Source organism: Sphingobium sp. 15-1 (assembly GCF_013375535.1).
In the GTDB taxonomy this organism is placed as follows: Bacteria; Pseudomonadota; Alphaproteobacteria; order Sphingomonadales; family Sphingomonadaceae; genus Sphingobium; species Sphingobium aromaticivastans.
Map to the genome: position 1 here is coordinate 2,929,727 of NZ_JABXJG010000001.1, position 19,540 is coordinate 2,949,266.

18 protein-coding genes and 1 tRNA gene are annotated in these 19,540 nt (G+C 65.7%); 12 read left to right on the forward strand and 7 right to left on the reverse strand.

The window, feature by feature from the left end:
- Window positions 1–82: 82 nt before the first annotated feature.
- Window positions 83–946, forward strand: coding sequence for a class I SAM-dependent methyltransferase (locus tag HUK72_RS13975; RefSeq protein WP_176592456.1), 864 nt, complete (start codon window positions 83–85; stop codon window positions 944–946).
- 55 nt (window positions 947–1,001) lie between these two features.
- Here HUK72_RS13975 and HUK72_RS13980 read toward each other — a convergent pair whose 3' ends face one another.
- Window positions 1,002–1,301, reverse strand: a complete 300-nt coding sequence (locus HUK72_RS13980) for a DUF736 domain-containing protein (RefSeq protein ID WP_176592457.1) — start codon at window positions 1,299–1,301, stop codon at window positions 1,002–1,004.
- A gap of 387 nt (window positions 1,302–1,688) precedes the next feature.
- Entirely contained in the window at window positions 1,689–2,354 is a 666-nt protein-coding gene (locus HUK72_RS13985) for an FABP family protein (RefSeq protein WP_176592458.1), read from the reverse strand.
- Between the two features lie 229 nt (window positions 2,355–2,583).
- On the opposite strand from HUK72_RS13985, the gene HUK72_RS13990 reads away from it, so the two are divergent.
- Window positions 2,584–4,221, forward strand: a complete 1,638-nt coding sequence (locus HUK72_RS13990) for a Na/Pi cotransporter family protein (protein ID WP_255325819.1) — start codon at window positions 2,584–2,586, stop codon at window positions 4,219–4,221.
- Between the two features lie 96 nt (window positions 4,222–4,317).
- Here HUK72_RS13990 and HUK72_RS13995 read toward each other — a convergent pair whose 3' ends face one another.
- Entirely contained in the window at window positions 4,318–6,399 is a 2,082-nt protein-coding gene (locus HUK72_RS13995) for a ParB/Srx family N-terminal domain-containing protein (RefSeq protein WP_176597274.1), read from the reverse strand.
- A gap of 476 nt (window positions 6,400–6,875) precedes the next feature.
- Between HUK72_RS13995 and HUK72_RS14000 the strand changes: the two genes are divergently transcribed.
- The 5 genes from HUK72_RS14000 to HUK72_RS14020 are packed head-to-tail and all read left to right on the forward strand — an operon-like array spanning window position 6,876 to window position 10,035.
- Complete coding sequence (locus HUK72_RS14000; RefSeq protein WP_176592460.1) at window positions 6,876–7,214, forward strand: hypothetical protein; 339 nt, start codon at window positions 6,876–6,878, stop codon at window positions 7,212–7,214.
- A complete protein-coding gene (locus tag HUK72_RS14005) occupies window positions 7,211–7,585 on the forward strand; it encodes a helix-turn-helix domain-containing protein (RefSeq protein WP_176592461.1) in 375 nt (124 codons plus the stop codon). Before HUK72_RS14000 ends, HUK72_RS14005 begins: the two co-directional genes overlap by 4 nt.
- 2 nt (window positions 7,586–7,587) lie before the next feature.
- Window positions 7,588–8,598 carry an ImmA/IrrE family metallo-endopeptidase gene (locus HUK72_RS14010; protein WP_176592462.1) on the forward strand — a complete coding sequence of 337 codons (1,011 nt, stop codon included), beginning with the start codon at window positions 7,588–7,590 and terminating at the stop codon, window positions 8,596–8,598.
- A 5-nt stretch (window positions 8,599–8,603) separates the two neighbouring features.
- A complete protein-coding gene (locus HUK72_RS14015) occupies window positions 8,604–9,284 on the forward strand; it encodes a C1 family peptidase (RefSeq protein WP_176597275.1) in 681 nt (226 codons plus the stop codon).
- Entirely contained in the window at window positions 9,256–10,035 is a 780-nt protein-coding gene (locus HUK72_RS14020; RefSeq protein ID WP_176592464.1) for a hypothetical protein, read from the forward strand. The genes HUK72_RS14015 and HUK72_RS14020 overlap by 29 nt, the downstream gene beginning before the upstream one ends.
- On the opposite strand, the gene HUK72_RS14025 is transcribed toward HUK72_RS14020, so the two are convergent.
- The 4 genes from HUK72_RS14025 to HUK72_RS14040 all read right to left on the reverse strand — a co-directional run bounded on the left by HUK72_RS14025 (window position 10,002) and on the right by HUK72_RS14040 (window position 12,557).
- Complete coding sequence (locus HUK72_RS14025; protein WP_176592465.1) at window positions 10,002–10,706, reverse strand: uracil-DNA glycosylase; 705 nt, start codon at window positions 10,704–10,706, stop codon at window positions 10,002–10,004. The genes HUK72_RS14020 and HUK72_RS14025 overlap by 34 nt on opposite strands.
- Complete coding sequence (locus tag HUK72_RS14030) at window positions 10,703–11,881, reverse strand: nucleoside triphosphate pyrophosphohydrolase family protein (protein WP_176597276.1); 1,179 nt, start codon at window positions 11,879–11,881, stop codon at window positions 10,703–10,705. The genes HUK72_RS14025 and HUK72_RS14030 overlap by 4 nt, the downstream gene beginning before the upstream one ends.
- A complete protein-coding gene (locus HUK72_RS14035) occupies window positions 11,881–12,015 on the reverse strand; it encodes a hypothetical protein (protein ID WP_255325723.1) in 135 nt (44 codons plus the stop codon). The genes HUK72_RS14030 and HUK72_RS14035 overlap by 1 nt, the downstream gene beginning before the upstream one ends.
- 467 nt (window positions 12,016–12,482) lie before the next feature.
- Window positions 12,483–12,557: transfer RNA gene (locus tag HUK72_RS14040), tRNA-Gly, on the reverse strand.
- Window positions 12,558–12,811: 254 nt separating this feature from the next.
- Here HUK72_RS14040 and paoA point away from each other — a divergent pair.
- The 5 genes from paoA to HUK72_RS14065 are packed head-to-tail and all read left to right on the forward strand — an operon-like array spanning window position 12,812 to window position 19,509.
- Complete coding sequence (gene paoA, locus HUK72_RS14045) at window positions 12,812–13,438, forward strand: aldehyde dehydrogenase iron-sulfur subunit PaoA (RefSeq protein ID WP_176597277.1); 627 nt, start codon at window positions 12,812–12,814, stop codon at window positions 13,436–13,438.
- Window positions 13,435–14,385 carry an FAD binding domain-containing protein gene (locus tag HUK72_RS14050; RefSeq protein ID WP_176597278.1) on the forward strand — a complete coding sequence of 317 codons (951 nt, stop codon included), beginning with the start codon at window positions 13,435–13,437 and terminating at the stop codon, window positions 14,383–14,385. The genes paoA and HUK72_RS14050 overlap by 4 nt, the downstream gene beginning before the upstream one ends.
- Window positions 14,386–14,388: 3 nt before the next feature.
- Window positions 14,389–16,605 carry an aldehyde oxidoreductase molybdenum-binding subunit PaoC gene (paoC, locus tag HUK72_RS14055; RefSeq protein ID WP_176597279.1) on the forward strand — a complete coding sequence of 739 codons (2,217 nt, stop codon included), beginning with the start codon at window positions 14,389–14,391 and terminating at the stop codon, window positions 16,603–16,605.
- A 54-nt stretch (window positions 16,606–16,659) separates the two neighbouring features.
- Window positions 16,660–18,663: a TonB-dependent receptor gene (locus tag HUK72_RS14060; protein ID WP_176597280.1), complete on the forward strand. Its 2,004-nt coding sequence runs from the start codon at window positions 16,660–16,662 to the stop codon at window positions 18,661–18,663.
- A 60-nt stretch (window positions 18,664–18,723) separates the two neighbouring features.
- Window positions 18,724–19,509 (forward strand): S1/P1 nuclease, encoded by a 786-nt coding sequence (locus HUK72_RS14065; protein WP_176597281.1) that lies wholly within the window; start codon window positions 18,724–18,726, stop codon window positions 19,507–19,509.
- Window positions 19,510–19,540 lie beyond the last annotated feature (31 nt).

Genomic DNA, 19,540 nt, shown 5'->3' on the forward strand with positions numbered 1-19,540 from the left:
GCGTCGCTCTCCTCGGTTCGGCTCCCCTTGCCTCGACCGTTCGGATAGCCTAGTTGCGAATAATTCTCAATTAGGAATCGCGATGTCAGCGCAGAACACCTATCAGGTCGCCGACTGGAACGGCCCCAGCGGGGAGCGCTGGGTCGCCAACCAGGCGCGGCTCGACGCCATGCTGGCGGTGTTCGGCGACGCTGCAATCGAGACCGCCGCGCCAAGGGCGGGCGAGCGCGTGCTGGACGTCGGCTGCGGCGCGGGCGCGTCGAGCCTGGCTTTGGCGGCTCGCGTCGGCGCGAAAGGCGAAGTGCTGGGCGTGGACATATCCGAGCCGCTGATCGAACGGGCCTGCGCGCTGATGCCGAAGGAGGCGCCGGTCGTGTTTCAGGTGGCCGACGCCGGCAGCGCGCCGCTGCACGAAAGCGCGTTCGACATTCTATTCTCGCGCTTCGGGGTGATGTTCTTCGATGATCCGGTACCGGCCTTCGCCCATATGCGCCGCGCGCTCAGGCCCGGCGGCCGGCTTGCCTTCGTCTGCTGGCGCGGTGCGGCCGAGAACGATTGGGTGCGCCTGCCGATGAGCGCCATCCGTGACATCATCCCGCCGCCTGCGCCGCCCGACCCCGAAGCGCCTGGTCCGTTCTCGTTCGGGGACCGGGATCGCGTCGCACGCATCCTGACGGCGGCCGGGTATAGCGACATCACTATCGCGCCCTTTGACGACTCGATCCCGTTCGGCCAGGGCGCGACGCGGGACGCGGCGATCGACGACGCGGTGGAGATGGCGTTCGAGGTCGGCCCGCTGTCGCGCGCTCTCGCCGATCAGCCGGACGACATCCGCGCCCGCGCCTCGGCGGCGGTTCGCGCCGCCTTCGCCGGACGTCCCGGCGAGCGGTCGGTGATGATCGATGGCGCGGCCTGGATCGTCGCGGCGCACAATCCGCTAAGTTGACGGCGTTCAATAGGGGAAGACGCCCCGCTCTGTGGAGCGGGGCGTCGTCGGCCGCTCAGCGCGACCAGATGAGGGCGTATTCGCCGGCGGTCTCGGTCTCGACCAGGGTGGCGTAGATCGGAGCCGGGAAGCTCGGATCGTCCAGCTTGACCGAGATGTAGTCGCGGCCCTCGCGGCTGGTCTTCTTCCAGGCGGCGCCGATGTCCATGTCGCCGGCGCTGATGCGGAAGTCGGGGGACTTCTCGCCTTCCTTCTCGACCGGGCGAAGGGTCGCCTTGGTGCTGAGGGTGAGCGTCTTGATGACGCCGTTGAACTCGCCCTTGCTGTTGGCGGTGAAGGTGCCGATCGTAGCCATGTCGTAATCTCCTGCTTGCTCGGGCCACGCCCATCGCGGCCTCGATGGCTCGGCGTTGGTCGGGGCGCGATCGACCCCGCACCGCTTGCGGCTGGAACGCAGTGGAGGTTGGGCGGCGGGCGGCTTTTTTGCTTCGCGATGCAAAGCCGAAGGCGGCGGAAAAAAGCCGCCCGCCGCCCTTGCGGGAAGGCGATCAGCCTCGGTCAGACAAGCCATTGGAGAGGCCGTGTGGCGCGGCGACGGCAGTTCTCAGGTGGCGACAGGCGTGCTCGGCGAATCCGCAGCACCGGGCGCTTCGGTGGAAGGAGTATCCAGCCTCAGTCGCTCACGCGAGGACGGACGTGCGGGACAACAGGCGGGGCCGACGCCCGCTACCGGAGCGGCGGATCAGGCGCCGCCGCCAGGGGAAGGCTTCTGCGTGTCGCGCATGATCCGCGCCCAGGGGTTCAGGTCCGGCTCGGCGATCTTCGTCAGGGTGTTCGTATCGCGGTGCAGGAACGGCGTGTCACGCCCACGCACCAGCAGGCTGGTCTCGGACACATAGCTCCATGAGCCGTCGGCGTGGAAATCGACTTCGATCTGATAGGAGTCCGTGCGGAAGGCCAGCTCAAGGAAGGTCGTCGAGCAGATCCCGTATTCGGTCTGGCCGCGCTCGGCCTTCAGGATCAGCTTGGTGGCGTCCGGCTCCGCCTGTCCCGCGGCGATGGCGATCTGGCCGCGCGGGATCGCCACGGTCTGGAGGATGAGGCCGGTCGCCGGCTCCCACAGCCAGTAGCCGACCTGGTCGTGGAAGGCGATCTGCTCTTCCGTGGTGTTGATGTGGACGTGGTAGCGCAGGCCGTAGAAGAGCTGTGGACCGTTGGTCTGCGCGTCGATCGGCTGAATCTCGATGCGCTCATAATAGTCCCGCTGTTCGGGTCCATCGGCCTTGGGGTTGAGATCGACGCCACGATGACCTTCCCATATCCCGGCCAAACGGCGGAGCGGTCCGAGATTAGCAAGGGTGTCGGAAGCTGCATCGGGTTCGGTGAAGATGTCGTCCGGTATATCCATATGGTTCCTTCCTCTCGTCGGACTAGCAGCCTCCGTTCAGGGCGCTTCCGCGCCCGTCTCGATTCGTCTGTCGGAAATCGACCATAGCCAGCGCAACCGGGAATGTCGTGAACGGGCTCTGGTCGCCGGCCGTTCGACGCGGGCGCGCGCTCGCGAGTGACAATAGCGCCCCCGCATCGACGGGTGTCGCGCCTATTGAGGAGTATGATCGACGAGTATCACGCTGACCCTGCTCGATCTTGCCGGCATCGTCGCGCTTCTGCTGTGGGGCGTCCACATGGTCCAGACCGGCGCGCAGCGCGCGCTCGGGGCGGGGCTGCGATCCTTCCTGGCCCATCGACTCGGCAATCAGTTCAGCGCCTTCCTCGCCGGGCTCGGCGTCACCGCGCTGCTCCAGAGCAGCACCGCCACCGGCCTGATGCTCACCAGCTTCGCGTCCGAGGGACTGGTGGCGCTCGCGCCGGGCCTCGCCGTGATGCTGGGCGCCAATGTCGGCACGACGCTGATCGTCCAGCTTCTCGCTTTCGAAATCTCGATCATCGCCCCGATCCTGGTGCTGATCGGCTATCTCCTGTTCCGGCGCGGACAGGCCGGGACGCGGGATTCGGGCCGCATCTTCATCGGCCTCGGGCTCATGCTGTTCGCCCTCCACCAACTCCTGAGCCTGCTCGACGCGCTCACGGCGATGGAGGCGACGCAGAGCTTCGTTGCGATGCTCTCGACCCATTTCGTCTTCATCGTCCTGCTCGGGATCGTCCTGACCTGGGCGTCGCATTCGAGCGTGGCGGTCGTGCTGCTCGCCATGTCGCTCGCGACCAAGGGCGCGCTGACCGTGCCCGCCGGGATCGCATTGGCGCTCGGCGCCAATATCGGCACGGCGATCAACCCGGTGCTGGAGGGCGGCGCGCGCGATCCCGGCGCCCGGCGGCTGCCGATCGGCAACCTGCTCAACCGCGTGGTCGGCGTGCTGGCGGTGTTGGCGATCTATCCGTGGGTCGCGCCGATAATCACGAGCATCGAGAGCGCGCCCGGCCGGGCCATCGCGAACTTCCACACCGGCTTCAATCTGGCGCTGGCGCTGATCTTCTTGCCCCTGCTTACGCCCTATGCGCGGCTTCTCGAACGGCTGCTGCCGTCGCGGCCCGAACAGGTCGGACCCGACACGCCGCGCTATCTCCAGTCGGTGGCGGTCGGCGCCCCGGTCACGGGGGCGCTCGCCGGCGCGACACGCGAGGCGTTGCACATGGCCGACGTGCTGGAGGAAATGCTGTCCGGCCTGCGCGAGGCGCTCGCCAACCCCAACCGCAGGCGGATCGAGGAGACGAAAGCGCTGGATGACCGGCTCGACCGGCTCAACCGTGCGATCAAGGAAAACCTGCTGGCGATCGACACGGCGCGTCTGAACGAGGCGGACAATGAGAAGCTGGCCCGCATTCTCACCTTCTCAATCAATCTCGAACAGGCCGGCGACCTGATCGACCGCGGCCTGCTGGGCGTCGCCAATCGCCGGATCAAGCGGGGCCTGGCCTTTTCCCGTGAGGGGACGGCGGATCTGATCTCGCAGGTCGATCGACTCGTGGAGACGCTCCACCAATCGACGGCGGTGTTCCTGAGCGGCGATGTGACGGCCGCGCGGGCGTTGGCGGCCGAGAAGGACGGGTTCCGCCGCCTGGAGGATGAAGCGACCGCCGCGCATTTCGACCGGCTGCGGTCGGGCAATGTGGAAACGGTGGAGACGAGCGCGCTGCATCTCGATGCGCTGCGCGATCTCAAGCGGGTCAGCGGCCATCTGATCGAGGCGTCGGCCTATCCGATCCTCAAGCAACGGGGCGATCTGCTCCCCACAAGATTGCGGACCCTCAAATGAGCGAGCGGCCGCGCCCGGCAAAGGGCGCGGCCGCGGTTTTTTGAGGTGGCGACGGAAAGAAGGCCGGGACCGCTCGCGCGGCCCCGGCCCAGGCCGTTATTCGGCGGCGACGGCATAGAACGCTTCGCCGTCCTCCGCTCCGGTATCGGGGGCCTCCGCTGCGAACGGCTGCTCCACGGTCCCGCTATCCCCGGCCTCGACGGGCGCAGGCTGGTCCACCTCCGGCTCGGGCGTCCGCAGCACGGCGGGAAGCCAGCCGGCCCCAGCCAGAAGCTGCTCGGCGGCTTGCGCCATGTCCGGCTTCTTCATGTCCGCAATCCGGCGGGCGGCATCCTCCGATACGCCTTCGGCGACGGCCTCCACGATATGCGCCTTGGTGACGCGGCCAAGGTAGCTGTCCACGGTGGGCGTCCAGTCCTTCGCCACATCCAGCGCCAGCGCGCGCGCCAGCCTGTCCGCCGTTTGCAGCGAGGGGGGCTTGCGATCCCACGGGAGGCGCAGGGCGTTGACGGTGCGGGACGCGCAATGCGCCAGCAGCGCCAGCCGCTCGTCGTCGTCCATCCCGACGACAAAGCTCCAAAGGTCGGCCACGTTACGCGGCATCCGCTCGGCCCAAGCCTCGCGCGCCTCGTTCGCCCGCGCAGCCAATGGTGTGTCCTCGATCCCGTCCGCGTGGCTGCCCAGCGGCGTCACGGTCGGACGAACCTCAAGGCAACCGGCCTCGGCATAGCTGTAGAACAGTTGCGCCGTGAGCGTGTGGGTCAGGGCGATCAAGGCCATGCCGGGGCGCTCTCCAAGGGCGACACGCAAGGCCAGCGTCCGATGGGCGGACAGGTCGCGGGTGAGGCTGTCGGAAATCGGCTTGCCCGGTTCCCCGTCCTCTTCCTCGATCCCCTGCACGTCCTCGTCGCCGTCCTCGGCCTGCTCGTCCTCGACGGCTTCCCGCCCGATGGCTTCGCCTTCGCCCTCCTCCTCGGGCTGCGGGTCGGCCAGCGCCTCGTCCTCGGGCCGGACAAAGCCGCGCTCGAGACGGGGAACGCCGTCATGGGTCAGCACCACGAACACCCCGCCATGCGCGATCACGTTGGCGTCGTAGGCGTGGCGCTTCTCGGAGATGGCGTCGATCTCGTCGGAAATCGCCTCCAGCTTAGCCGCCACGTCCTCGGGCATCTCGTCATAGGACGAATAGCCCTCTGCCAGTTCGTCATGCGCGGTGGACAGGGCATCAAGTCGCGCCTCGTCCTCGTCGGACAGGGCGACGGTCTGCGGATAGAAGCGCCGCATCCCGTGTGCATGGGGATAGTCGATATGCGCTTCGGTCCATTTCCAGCCCTCGGCCTGCACTTCGGCGGCAACCTCGCGCAGCTTCTCGATGGCGAGCATGTCGAGCAAGCCCACGTCCTCGAAGAAACCGCCCCGATCCTCGCTGAACAGGTCACGGATGATATTGCCACCCGCCTCGATATAGGCGTCGGCCCCGACGAACACCGCGCGCCGGTCGGTCGCCGGAACATTGCTCGCGATCATGTCGCGGCGGATGATCCACGGCTCGCGATTGTGGTGCAGGTTCTCGAACACCTGCTCCTGACGGGCGTGGTCCTCGGTGATGGCGAAGGCCATAAGCTGGTCCAGCGTAAGGCCGTCCTCACGATAGACCTGCAACAGCTTCGGGCTGACAGCGCCCAAGCGAAGCCGCTGCTTCACCACATGGGCGGACACCCCGAACCGCGCGCCGATCTCTTCCGCGCCCCATCCCTTGTCGCGGGAAAGCTCCGCGAACCGCTCGAACTGGTCGGCGGGGTGCATCGGCGTCCGGGTGACATTCTCGTCAAGGCTGACCTCGGCCGGATCATTCTGCGTGTCCAACCAGCAGCGGATGGCCTCCGACTTCCTGATCTGCTTGCGCTTGGCGCGCAGCAACTGCGCCTGTCTGCGGCCTTCGCCAGCGGTCACGAAATAGCAGCCCGTCGGCGTCCCGTCCGCCTTGACCTCGGGCTCCACGACAAGGTTCTGGATCATCCCCTTGTGCTGGATGGAAGCGGCCAGCGCCGCGATGGCGGCCTCCCCATGCGGCACCTTGCGGGCATTACGCGGGGACTTCTTGAGCTTGGCAAGCGGCACGAAAATCTCGATGCCGGACACAGGCTCGGCGGCTGCGGTTTCGGTAACAGCGTTCATCACACTTCTCCTTCAAAACCACACGCACCCCGGAATGGGGTGGGCGGCGAAAGAGCGACCGGCAGGCCCGGCGGCGGAGCCGGGACGCACCCGAAGGGCTGGAACAAAGAGAAGGTAAGCGCGGCCACGCGCGTTGCGGCCCGGCGCGGCGGGCCTAAAGGGAAGCGACGCCCATCCCATAGCGGGAGTGCAACGATCAACGCGATCGGGCCGGCGAACGCCCTGGCGCGATTTCCGCAGAGGGAAGAACCCCGATCCGCATGGCGGATTGACCCATGGGCGCACGAGCGCCCCACGCCAGTCCGGTCGTCACCCGCATGGGATGAGACCCGTCAGGGACTCGGTCGAAGCGCAGCGGAGATAGGGCGGCGGTCCCGCAGGGAGGCGCCATGACTTTCACATCACTACTTCTCTCTTGCATGTCGGAATATCCGACACTACATATAGCCTATGTAGGCAAATCGTGCGAGGCGTAGATGGCGACAATTGCACCTACCAAGCCGGTTACGGTAGCATTCCCCACGAACGACGTCATTGCGACGCTCGTGGCTGAGCTGATCGAAGTGGCAAAGGCGGAGGCGCAGGTTCGCGGCATTCCGCTTCCCCCGGATAATCCGAAGATCATCAAGGCTCCCATTCCGATGGATTCGCTGTCGGTCGTCGACACGCTGTGTGCGCTTGAACCTGTTGTCGGCTTCGAACTGCGCGAGAGCATCGTCCGCACGGGTGGCTACAGTTCGATCGAAGCTGCGCTCGAACATCTTGTCCCCAAGATCGAGCGCGTATGGATTCGCAAGAAAGGATCGAAACCATGACCAATCTCGCATTGCGTCACGAGGACGACGAGGAGGAGCGGCGACGCTTGGGGGAGCGACTGCGCGAGGCCCGGAAATATCTGGGCCTGAAACAAGAAGAGGTAGCGGCCTATCTCAAGATCCCGCGCACGGGACTCACCGATATTGAAAACGGGCAGCGCCGCGTCGAGGCGATCGAGTTGACTCGGCTCGCGCGGCTGTATCGGCAGTCGGTAGGCTATTTCACTGGCGAGGACGAAGCCTCGGCCAGCCTGCCGGCAGATGTCGCACATTTGGCGCGGCGCGTTGCCGATCTGTCCACGCAGGACCGCGAAGAGCTTGGCCGCTTCGCCGACTATCTGCGCGCGCGGTCAGGCGGAGGACAGAGCTGACCATGGCGCTCGACTACGCGAGCGCGGTTCGCGCCGGGGCCATGGCCGCTGGGCGGCTACATCGGCAGTTGAATACGCGCGAAGTGATTGAACAGCAGGGCGGCAATGTCGATGTGTTCAGCGCGATCCACGCGGTCGATCTGCCGTTATTGCTCCGGCCACTCAAGGGGCTGCTCGGTGCCTATCTGAGCGCGCCGGCGCATGGCGTCTTGGTGACGACGGAGCGGCCAATGAGCATTCAGCGCTTCACGGCCGCTCACGAGCTGGGCCATTTCTCGATGCAACATCAACCCAGTCTGGATGACGAAAGCATCTTGCGGCGGATGCCGAACTCGCCCGAGCCCGGTGGGCTGTTTCAGGAAACCGAGGCGGACGCCTTTGCTATCGCCTTCATGATGCCAAAATGGCTGATCCTGTCACACAGCGCGCGCCAGGATTGGCAGGTCGATGATTTCCGCCGTCCCAACGTCGTGTATCAACTCTCGCTGCGCTTGGGGGCCAGCTACGAAGCGACGTGCCGAACGCTGCTGCGCTACAATCTGATCTCGCAATCGACCATGACCGATCTGCTGCGGACGCAGCCGCGTGCGCTGAAGGTCGATCTGCTCAAGGATTATCGACCAGCCAATTATCGTGGCGACGTCTGGCTCCTAACCGAACGCGATGCCGGCACGAGAATCGACGGGAGCCGCAACGACCTGTTCGTGCTCCGGCTCAAGGAGCATAGCGGTGGCGGGTATCTGTGGGATTTTGACCAGCTTATCGCGAGCGGCTTTGCCATCGTTCGCGACGACCGCGAAGCGGTCGATGCTGATGGGATCGGCGGGCCGATCGTTCGGCGGGTCACGGCCGCCATTGAAGCGGCACAACGGGGTCGGATGTCGATCGAGGAACGGCGGCCATGGCAGCCGGTGCCGGCGTTGGCCCATTTGACGTTCGACTTCGACCTGACCGGCCCCGAACCCGAAGGTCTTTCGCGCGCCGAGCGGCGGCATCTGCTTGAGGCCGCCTAGCTCCCATGATCGAGATCACGACCGATCTTCGGCCCTTGTTCGGTGCTGCGCGCGATCAGGGAGCGCGACCTACCTGCTTGGCCTTTGCCGCAAGCGATGCTCATGCCGGGCTGCGTGATGGATGGGCGCCGCTATCCTGCGAATTTGCCTTCTATCATGCCCAGCGACGTGCGGGCCGATCGCCGGCACAAGGCGCGCTGCTGTCGGCGATGCTCGATGCGCTGCGCGGCGACGGACAACCTGAAGAACATGGCTGGCCCTATCTTGAAGCCGTCCCCGAAGATCACGGCCTGTGGAACCCGCCTGCTGTGGTCGGGGATCGCTATGGGCGCGATGGCCAGCCGGGGACGAAGAATCTCGCCTCGATCATCGCCTTGCTCGACACGGGTCGGCCAGTCGTGATTCTGACGATGCTCTCGCGCTCCTTCTTCATGCCGACAGGCGATGGTGTCGTCGATCCGGCCAATGACGAGCAGCCTGAGGCGAGCCAGCGCCATGCCGTGCTCGCCGTAGGCCACGGCAAGGTCGACGGCACAGCCGCAATTCTCGTCCGCAATAGCTGGGATACGGGATGGGGCCTCGACGGACATGCATGGCTCACGGAAAGGTTCCTGGCGCCGCGGCTCTTCGCCACAGCGAATTTGATGGAGGCAGTCGATGTATCTTCCAGTACCCTCGCAGCCTGACTGCGTTTCCGCGTGGCGCGAGGCGGTGCGGGCAGTTGATGGCACAACCGGCCATCAAGCCTATAATGTCATCATCGACGTTGCCAATCCCTCGGCGCGCGCGACGCTCGCCGATCCCGTGGTCGCGGAGGTAGATGCCTTTCTCGCCGGGCGGGGCAAGAAGCCGATTGAGACGGTCGCCAACACGATCTTTCCGGCAGCGCTCTACCACCGCCATGGCGCGCCGCTCTTCTTCGATCGGTTCCGGGACAATGTGCTTCCGAAGGTCAGGTTGAAGGAAGCCTGGTCGGGCTACTATTTCGAGCGGATGATGCAGTTGCCCCAACTCGACGGGCCGCCGATCAATCAGATTTGGGGGATCGTCAAGCGCCTGCGCAATCCGAAGGTGCGCGCCCTCAACAAGTTCGAGCTGAGCATTTTCGACCCTGCCCGCGACGTGAACGATTCGCCTTACGGCGGGCAGTGTCTGAGCTTCGCAAGCCTCAAGCTGATCGGCAAAGGCGATCAACGCCGGATCGCCATGACGGCGTTCTACCGCAACCATTTCTACATCGAAAAGCTACTGGGCAATCTGATCGGCCTGGGTAGGTTGCAGTCGTTCATCGCCAAGGAGGGGCGGGTTGGACTTGGACCGCTGACGATCGTCTCTACCCATGCCGAGATAGACACCGGCAAATGGAATCGCGGTGATCTCCAGGAGCTTTTTGCGCGCTGCGATCAGGCGAGCGCGCAGCTCCTCGCCGCAGCATAAGGCGCTTCCAATGGTAGGCGCGGCGTTTCGAGAGCGCTGCCATCAATTCCGTACATCGCAAACATGCCTTCGATGAAGTCGCGCTGCCCGCCATAGCTCGGATGGCGGACGGCCGTCGTCGGGATACCGACATCGCCAAGGGCTAGGTGAGCATCGCGCCCGATCGCGACAATGCGCTGGGGCTGGAGCATGGCAATCAGCGCCTGAAGCAAAGGCCAGGTCGCTTCACGTTCTCCACGGGTATGACAACGGTTCGACAAGGGATCGCCCGCTTCATGCGGATGGAATGGGAAGACGTTCCAGAGCATGACCGGCTGTCCGATTTGTTCGAGCACGCGCCAGACAATCGCCGCCGTCCGCTCAGCGACCGCCGGGCCTTGCGTCGCACGTTGAAGTGCGATGCCGCCCATCAACGCGCCCGCCCTGTCGAGATGAATCTCATCCGTGAGGGGAACGCCCGTGCGCCGGCCGCCGCGATAGCCGAGGTCGCGGGCAATCCAGATTGTCTCCACCTTCGCGTCCAAGGCAGCGGTCAGTAGCCGTTCCAGATTGTCGCGCCGTTTGGCGGCCGCGTCGCGCCGGTCATGAACGGCGCAACGGTCACGCCAGGGATTGAAAACAGAAGGAAGCTCGGTTGCCGCCAGAGTGGAAACGAAATGCTTAGGGCTCATGACGGCAGTTCCTTGATACGCAGGCGACGATGGGCGAAGTCGATCGTAACGCGACCGCGCCGGTGTTTCTGGAGGAAGCGGAAGGCCGCGTAGCCCTGGAGGATCGCTTCCTCCCAGAGCCACAACGGACAGCGTTCGGATTCGTAGCCAGCGACGAACTGGCGGACATGCTTGAGCATGTCCAGCGGCAGGCCGCCTGATTTTACCTTGTCGAAGTAGCGAAGCTGCTGGGCCTGACCGAAAATCCACGAGGTGACGCCTTCCTCGATCAGGATGGCCCGCGCACCATCCTCCGCATCATCGAGCTTGGGGTCGCTCTTGCGCTTCAGGCGCAGCAACGCACGGAGGACAGGCGACCAGCCCAAGACCGCCACATGCGCATAGTGAAAGACGTCGTGGAAGCGGTAATCGTCGGGTTCGACCGCATTGTCGGTGAGCCGATCACCGACGTAGACGCCGCTTGATCGCTGATAGACGAAGGTTTGGCCGCGAACCGTGCGCTCATAGACGTCGATCGTCATCCGCCGAGGGAGTTGCTCCTCGGGGTCCATCGTCGCATCGGTTGGTGCCGGATAGACTTTCTCGCGGGGCCAGCGGTCAAAGATCTTATGGAGGTTTTTGACGGCTGCGGCCTCAATCGTAACCCCGGAATCGTTGGCGGCCTGGATCAGCCTGCGCATGACCGCTACAAGCTGACCGGCGAGCATCGCCTTGTCTCGCGTCAACGCCCCCAATTGGAAGCCATTGACGAGGACGCCAACCTCGCCGGCGAGCGCGAGCAGCGTGTGCTCGAACTGCGGCATGGGCGCCTTGGCCAGCGGAATATGGGCGGGCTGGAGCGCATGGAAGCTCAAGGCGCCGTTGCCTCCGGCCCGCCACTCATCGTCGCCACGCGCGGCGTTCGCCGCGATGTCGCTAAGCTCCAGCGCACTGCGACGCGCAACGGCCGCGAGATACCAAAGAACATCGCCAAGTTCCTCGGCAACGGCATCAGCATAGCCGAGGTAGGAGGCAGCATCGCGCTGTTTCTTCTTGGCCTCGCTTAGAAGGCTTCCCGCTTCGCCGAACAAACCGAGCATCGAGAATCCGAGTGCGCTTTTCCCGCTTCGCTGGTCCGTGCGAGCAGCCTGTTTGGCATAGTCATCGATCGTCAGGGCCGCAAACTCGTCCGCCATCAGCTGCGCTTCCGGCGATCGGAGATTGCCTCCGGGGGCACATTGACGCCGTAGGCTTGGAGCGCCCGCAGTACGATCATGCGGATCGGTTCGCGGGCGTCGAGCGCCCGCTGACCAAGATCGCGCTTAGTCACCCCTGGGACCTGAATTTGAAGATGCTCGTCATCGGCATCGCTGCGAGCCTCCGCTTGTTTCATGAAAACATTAAATCATAGTTTCATGAAACTATGAAGCTACGAATTGCTCGCGGGAGTAATACGATCGCGGAGGAGCTTGAGGGATGCGGGAAAGCACCCGGACAGAGAGCGGACAGCGGACTCTCGCTGTCGGCTCGGCGTCGCCAGGCAAGTGTTGTCACCACACTTGCCTGATTCCAGCCCGGATCGGCCATTGTCTCCAGCCAGTGGCCTATCAGGCAGAGCGGACGGGTTGCTTCGCGACACGGCCAATTGACGCAACTTTCGCTAGTCAACGCTATGGGTGGCCTATTTCTGGCAATTATCTGGAGACATTATGGAGACAACGGCCTCCGCGCCCAGCATTGTCTCCAACGAAAAAGCGGCCCGAAGGCCGCTAATCCACTGTTTTCTTTGATGAAAACTGGAGCGGGCGAAGGGATTCGAACCCTCGACCCCAACCTTGGCAAGGTTGTGCTCTACCCCTGAGCTACGCCCGCTCTGGCGGCCGGAGGAGGTGTCCTCTCGGCGGGTGGGGGGCAACTAGCAGCGGCTTCCCACCTCGGCAAGGGAGAATCTGCACAAAGTCATTTTTTTCTACGCGAAGCCATTTCGTCCCAAATAGCGGGATCGGCTATTGCGCCTTGGCGCCGCGTTGCGATATGCTACTGTTCATTCCCTTCAGTCTCTGCCCAACCGACGGATATAATGACCTCCCATTTCGTATCGCATGGGGATCAGGAGGAGTGCAGCCATGACCGCCGAACCATTGACGCGCCGCAGCCTGCTCCAAGGCAGCGCCGCCGCCGCCGCGATCCCCGCTTTGGGAGAGGCGCAGGCGGCTCCCGTCAGACGCAAGGAAGGAGCGCCGATGACGCCCGTAGGATTGACCGTGAACGGTCGCGAAGTGCATCTGCAACTCGACCCGCGCACGACACTGCTCGATGCCCTGCGCGAGCATCTGCACCTGACCGGCACCAAGAAAGGCTGCGACCATGGCCAGTGCGGCGCCTGTACGGTGATCGTGGAGGGGCGGCGGATCAATAGCTGCCTCACCCTCGCCGTGATGCATGAGGGCGATCATGTGACCACCATCGAAGGGCTCGGCACGCCGGAAAAGCTCCATCCCATGCAGCGCGCCTTCATCACTCATGACGGCTATCAATGCGGCTATTGCACGCCCGGCCAGATCTGTTCGGCGGTGGCGGTGCTGGAGGAGATCGAGGCGGGCATCCCAAGCCACGCCACTGAAAATCTCGACCAGGTCGCCTTTTCCGAGAATGAGGTGCGCGAGCGGATGAGCGGCAATATCTGCCGCTGCGCCGCCTATCCCAACATCGTCGCGGCGATTCGCGAGGTAGCGGGGGAGGAAAAGGCATGAGACCCTTCACCTACAGCCGGGCCGCCAGCGTCGAGGAGGCGGCCAAGACAGCCGCCGCCACCCAGGGCGCGCGCTTCATCGCGGGCGGCACCAATCTGCTCGACCTGATGAAGCTCCAGATCGAGACGCCGGCCCATCTGATCGACGTCAACCATCTCGGCCTCGACCGCATCGAGCCGACGGCGGAAGGCGGCTTGAAGATCGGGGCGATGGTCCGCAACACCGATCTGGCCGCCGACAAGACCGTCCGCCGCGATTATGCGGTGCTGAGCCGCGCCCTGCTCGCGGGCGCCTCGGGCCAACTCCGCAACAAGGCGACGACGGGCGGCAACCTGCTCCAGCGCACCCGCTGCCCCTATTTCTACGACACGCGCATGCCCTGCAACAAGCGCCAGCCCGGCAGCGGCTGCGGCGCGCTGAAGGGAATGAGCCGCAGCCTTGCCATCCTGGGCACCAGCGACGCCTGCATCGCCCAGCACCCGTCCGACATGGCGGTGGCGTTGCGCCTGCTCGATGCGCAGGTCGACACGATCAGTGCCGATGGCGGTCGTCGCTCCATCCCGATGGCCGACTTCCACCTGCTGCCGGGCGAGACGCCGCATATCGAAAATGCGCTGAGGCCCGGCGAACTCATCACCTCCGTTACTTTGCCCAAGCCCCTGGGCGGCACCCATGTCTATCGCAAGGTGCGCGACCGCGCCTCCTATGCCTTTGCGTTGGTGTCGGTCGCGGCGGTGTTTGAGAAGGATGGCCGGGCGCGCTTTGCCTTCGGGGGCGTAGGGGCCAAGCCCTGGCGTACCGATGCCGCCGATGCGGCGGCTCCCTCCGGCGCGGCGGCTGTGGCGGAGGCGGCGCTCAGCGGGGCGCGGCCCACCGCGCACAATGCCTTCAAGCAGCAACTGACCGCCCGCACCCTTGCCTCGCTCTATCGTCAGAAGGGGGCCTGAGCCATGAAGTTCGACACGCCCGCCACCACCAACCCGATCGACCGGGGCCGCGTCATCGGCATTCCCCATGACCGCATCGACGGCGCCGCGAAGGTCACCGGCACCGCGCCCTATGCCTATGAACGGCACGATGCCGCGCCCAACGCCGCCTATGGCTGGATCGTCGGATCGGCCATCGCCAAGGGGCGGATCAACGCCATGGACCTGCGCGCTGCCGAAGCCGCGCCCGGCGTGCTGGGCATCGTCACGCACCAGAATGCGGGGCTGCTCGGCAAGGGCAATATGAACACCGCCCATCTGCTCGGCGGCCCGCAGATCGAACATTATGAGCAGGCGGTGGCGCTGGTGATCGCGGACACGCTGGAAAATGCGCGCGACGCCGCCCGGCTTGTCCGCATCGACTATGCGCCGGAACAGGGCCGCTTCGACCTGGCGGCGGAGCGCGACAAGGGCGTTCCGCCCGAAGGCGGCTTCGGCGGCCCTGCTGATACCAAGGCGGGCGATTTCGAAGCCGGTTTCGCCAAGGCGGCGGTGAAGATCGACCAGCACTACACCACGCCCGACCAGAGCCATGCGATGATGGAGCCGCACGCAACCATCGCCGCCTGGAATGGCGACAAGCTCACGCTCTGGACCTCCAACCAGATGATCGCCTGGAGCGTGGGCGAGATGGCGAAGACGCTGAACATCCCCAAGGAGAATATCCGTTTCGTCTCGCCCTATATTGGCGGTGGATTCGGCGCGAAGCTGTTCCTGCGCGCCGATGCGCTGCTGGCGGCGCTGGGGTCGCGCATGGTCGGCCGTCCGGTCAAGGTCGCGATCGCCCGGCCGCAAATCCCCAACAACACCACCCACCGCCCCGCCACCATCCAGCGTATCCGCATCGGCGCGGACAAGCAGGGCGTGATCGACGCCATCGCGCATGAGGTCTGGTCGGGCGACCTGCCCGGCGGCGGCGCGGAAACGGCGGCGCAGCAGACGCGCCTGCTCTATCGCGGCCCCAACCGGTTGACGACGCACCGCCTGTCGACGCTGGACTTGCCGGAAGGCAATGCCATGCGCGCGCCGGGCGAGGCGGTGGGCCTGCTGGCGCTGGAGGTCGCGATGGACGAGCTGGCCGAGGCCTGCGGCGTCGATCCGGTCGAACTGCGCATCCGCAACGACGTGCAATATGATCCCGAAGCCGGGCCGCAGCGCCCCTTTTCCAGCCGCAAGCTGGTCGAATGTCTTCGCGAGGGCGCGGAACGTTTCGGCTGGAGCCGCCGCAACCCGAAGCCGGGTCAGGTGCGCGATGGCCGCTGGCTGGTCGGCATGGGCGTCGCCTCCGCCTTCCGCAACAATCTGGTCGTGAAATCGGGCGCGCGCATCGGCGTCGATGCCAAGGGGCATGTCATCGTCGAAACCGACATGACCGACATCGGCACCGGCAGCTATACGATCATCGGCCAGACGGCGGCGGAAATGCTGGGCGTGCCGCTGGAGGCAGTGACCGTGCGGCTGGGCGACAGCCGCTTTCCCGCATCGGCCGGGTCCGGCGGACAATGGGGCGCGAACAGCGCCACGGCGGGCGTCTATGCCGCCGCCATGGCCCTGCGCGCCAGGCTGGCGGAAAAGGCGGGCTTCCCGGCGGACAAGGCGCTGTTCGAGGATGGGCTGGTGCGCCTGGGCAACCAGTCCCAGGCGCTGGGAGCCCTAGCCGGAAGCGAGGGCCTCTGGGCGGAGGACAGCATGGACTATGGCGACCTCGCCAAACGCTATGCGCAGGCCACGTTCGGCGCGCATTTCTGCGAGGTAGGCGTCGACATCGACACCGCCGAAGTCCGCGTCCGCCGCATGGGCGGAGCCTTCGCCGCCGGGCGCATCCTCAACCCCAAATCGGCGCGCAGCCAGGTGATCGGCGCGATGACCATGGGCGTGGGCGCGGCGTTGATGGAGGAACTGAGCGTCGACACCCGATTCGGCTTTTTCGTCAATCACGACATGGCCGAATATCTGGTGCCGGTGCATGCCGATATTCCCCATCAGGACGTGCTGTTCGTCGACGAGCTGGACGACAAAAGCTCGCCCATGAAGGCCAAGGGCGTCGGTGAGCTTGGCATTTGCGGGGCGGGGGCGGCGGTCGCCAATGCGATCTACAATGCCACGGGCATCCGGTTGCGGGATTATCCGCTGACGATCGACAAGATTCTGGCCGCGTCAACCGGAAAAAGGGTCGCTTGAACTTCTCCTGCGGCGTCTCTAGTCCCCTCCGCAAAAGAGTAGGGAAAGGGCGCCATGAAATATCTTCCGCTGTCACTGGTTCTGGCCGCGATTCCAACCGTCGCGGCGGCTGAGGCGGAGGCGCCTGACCCCGCCCGCATCGTCGTGACGGGGGAGGGGCTTTCCCTGCCGCCGGGGACGCCGGCCTATGGATCGGTGATCATCGACCGGGACCGGCTGACCAACAGCGCCTCCGGCCGGATCGAAAGCGTGCTGGGCGATGTCGCCGGTTTCCAGCAGTTCCGCCGCTCCGACAGCCGTTCGGCCAATCCTTCGGCGCAGGGGGCGACGCTGCGCGCCTTGGGCGGCAACGCGTCCAGCCGGACGCTGGTCCTGCTCGACGGCGTGCCGATGGCCGATCCCTTTTTCGGCTATATCCCGTTCAGCGCGCTGGTGCCTGACCGCCTGTCGGTGGTGCGGGTGACGCGGGGCGGCGGCATAGGCGCTTTCGGCGCGGGCGCGGTGGCCGGGACCATCGAACTCGCCAGCGCCACCCGCGACCAGCTTCCCACCTTCGCCGCCAGCGCCTTCTACGGCAGCAAGGATGCGACCGAACTCTCCGCCAGCCTGACCCCGGACCTGGGCAACGGCTATGTCTCGCTGTCGGGCCGCTGGGACCGGGGCGACGGGTTCCAGACCACGCCGAAGGACCAGCGCGTCGCCGCCACCGCGCCCGCCGCCTATGACGGCTGGTCCACCAATTTGCGCGCCGTCGCGCCGCTTTCCGCCACATCGGAAATCCAGTTCCGCGGCACCATCTTCCATGACGAGCGCACCCTGCGCTTTAAGGGCGCGGACAGCATGAGCGAGGGGCAGGACGCCAGCATCCGCTTCATCTCTCGTGGCGCATGGCAGGTCGATGCGCTGGCCTATATCCAGGCGCGCAACTTCTCCAACATCGTGATTTCGGCCTCCACCTTCCGCAAGTCGCTGGACCAGCGCAACACCCCCTCGACCGGCATTGGCGGCAAGATCGAGCTGCGCCCGCCGGTCGGCCCCGACCATGTGCTGCGCATCGGCGCCGACACCCGCTTTGCCACCGGCGACATGTTCGAGGACGCCTATAACGCCAATATCGCGGCCAATCCCGTCACCGCCCGCCGTCACGCAGGCGGCGAGCAGATGACGACCGGCCTCTTTGCCGAGGATGACTGGACCCTGGGCAAGCTGGTCCTGACCGGCGGCGTGCGTGCGGATCGCTGGACGATCAGCAACGGCTTCTTCCGCGCCACCGGCACCGGCGCAGCGAACAACAGCTTTGCCGACCGCTCCGACTGGCAGTTTTCGGGCAGGGCGGGCGCGCTCTACCGGATCAGCGACGCGCTCGCCCTGCGCGGTGCGGCCTATACCGGCTTCCGCCTGCCTACGCTCAATGAACTCTACCGCCCCTTCGTGGTCTTCCCGATCACCACCCGCGCCAACCCCGCACTGACGCCGGAGAAGCTGAAGGGCGTGGAGGCGGGCATCGACTTCAGCCCTGTTCCGGGCCTGACCTTCTCGGCCACCGGCTTCATCAACCGGCTGGACGACGCCATCGCCAATGTCACCCTCACCAATGTCGCCAACACGCGTGAGCGGCAGAATGTCGATCATATCACCGCCAAGGGGATCGAGCTGACCGCGATCGGCCGGGTGGGCGACTTTCTGCTGTCGGCATCCTATGCCTATAGCCACAGCAGCGTCCACGCGCCGGGCATGGCCTTTGACGGCCTGACCCCCGCGCAAAGCCCGCGCCACGCCGCCAGCGCTACGCTGGCCTGGGAACCGAAGCAGGGGCCTGCGCTCTCCGCCACGCTGCGTTATGTCAGCAAGCAATATGAGGACGACCTCCAGACCGATGTGCTGCCCCATGCGCTGACCGTCGACGCGGTGGCGCGCCTGCCGCTGGGCCATGGTGTGACCCTGGTCGCGCGCGGTGAGAATCTCTTCGACGAAGAATTGATCACCCGCAATGCCGGAGGGTCCATCGACCTGGGCACGCCCCGGACCCTGTGGATCGGTTTCCGTTTCGCCGGCTAAGGCGCAACCCTCGGAAAAAGCACGCTGGTTGCGGCCGGGCAAAGCTGTATGAGGGACGCCATGCGCCTCTCATTCCTCTTCGCCCTGCCGCTTCTCGCCGCCACGCCCGCCCAGGCCTGGGGGCCGATCGGCCACCGGATCACCGGCGCCATAGCCGACCGGAATCTGAGCGGCGCGGCGCGCGCCCAGGTCCGCCTGCTGCTGGGGACCGAGGATCTGGCGGAGGCGTCGACCTGGCCCGACGACATGCGGTCCGACCCGGCCGACTATTGGCGCAAGACGGCTAGCCCCTGGCACTATGTCACCGTCAGGCAGGGCGATCGTTACGGCCCCGCCGACGCTCCGAAGGAGGGCGACGCGATGACGGCGCTGACCCGCTTCACCGCCACCCTTCGAGACCCCAGGGCGTCAATGGACGACCGCCGCATGGCGCTGCGCTTCGTGGTTCACATCGTGGGCGACCTGCATCAGCCGCTGCATGTCGGCGGCGGCGACGACCGCGGCGGCAATGACGTGAAGGTCACCTTCTTCGGCGCGGCGACCAATCTGCATTCGGTCTGGGATTCGGGCCTGATCGAGCAGCGCGCCTTGTCCTATTCGGAATATGCGGACTGGTTGTCGCGGTCGATCACGCCGGAACAGACCATAGCATGGAGCGTCTGCGATCCGGATGTATGGACCCGCGAAAGCATGGCGCTGCGCAAGACCGTCAATCCGGCAGACCCGAACCTGTCCTGGGATTATGCCTATCAGCATCGCGCGGCGCTGGACGACCGGTTGCGCCGCGCCGGCGTCCGCATCGCCGCCTGCCTGAACGCGATCTTCGATTCGCCGCGACAGCCCTAGGCTTTGGCTGCGCAGGAGCACGGCGTGCTGT

Excerpts from the sequence above, each read along its gene's own strand:
- HUK72_RS13975 (WP_176592456.1), top strand. The coding sequence starts at position 83 with ATGTCAGCGCAGAACACCTATCAGGTCGCCGACTGGAACGGCCCCAGC.
- HUK72_RS13980 (WP_176592457.1), bottom strand. The coding sequence starts at position 1,301 with ATGGCTACGATCGGCACCTTCACCGCCAACAGCAAGGGCGAGTTCAAC.
- HUK72_RS13985 (WP_176592458.1), bottom strand. The coding sequence starts at position 2,354 with ATGGATATACCGGACGACATCTTCACCGAACCCGATGCAGCTTCCGAC.
- HUK72_RS13995 (WP_176597274.1), bottom strand. The coding sequence starts at position 6,399 with ATGAACGCTGTTACCGAAACCGCAGCCGCCGAGCCTGTGTCCGGCATC.
- HUK72_RS14000 (WP_176592460.1), top strand. The coding sequence starts at position 6,876 with ATGGCGACAATTGCACCTACCAAGCCGGTTACGGTAGCATTCCCCACG.
- HUK72_RS14005 (WP_176592461.1), top strand. The coding sequence starts at position 7,211 with ATGACCAATCTCGCATTGCGTCACGAGGACGACGAGGAGGAGCGGCGA.
- HUK72_RS14010 (WP_176592462.1), top strand. The coding sequence starts at position 7,588 with ATGGCGCTCGACTACGCGAGCGCGGTTCGCGCCGGGGCCATGGCCGCT.
- HUK72_RS14015 (WP_176597275.1), top strand. The coding sequence starts at position 8,604 with ATGATCGAGATCACGACCGATCTTCGGCCCTTGTTCGGTGCTGCGCGC.
- HUK72_RS14020 (WP_176592464.1), top strand. The coding sequence starts at position 9,256 with ATGTATCTTCCAGTACCCTCGCAGCCTGACTGCGTTTCCGCGTGGCGC.
- HUK72_RS14025 (WP_176592465.1), bottom strand. The coding sequence starts at position 10,706 with ATGAGCCCTAAGCATTTCGTTTCCACTCTGGCGGCAACCGAGCTTCCT.
- HUK72_RS14030 (WP_176597276.1), bottom strand. The coding sequence starts at position 11,881 with ATGGCGGACGAGTTTGCGGCCCTGACGATCGATGACTATGCCAAACAG.
- paoA (WP_176597277.1), top strand. The coding sequence starts at position 12,812 with ATGACCGCCGAACCATTGACGCGCCGCAGCCTGCTCCAAGGCAGCGCC.
- HUK72_RS14050 (WP_176597278.1), top strand. The coding sequence starts at position 13,435 with ATGAGACCCTTCACCTACAGCCGGGCCGCCAGCGTCGAGGAGGCGGCC.
- paoC (WP_176597279.1), top strand. The coding sequence starts at position 14,389 with ATGAAGTTCGACACGCCCGCCACCACCAACCCGATCGACCGGGGCCGC.
- HUK72_RS14060 (WP_176597280.1), top strand. The coding sequence starts at position 16,660 with ATGAAATATCTTCCGCTGTCACTGGTTCTGGCCGCGATTCCAACCGTC.
- HUK72_RS14065 (WP_176597281.1), top strand. The coding sequence starts at position 18,724 with ATGCGCCTCTCATTCCTCTTCGCCCTGCCGCTTCTCGCCGCCACGCCC.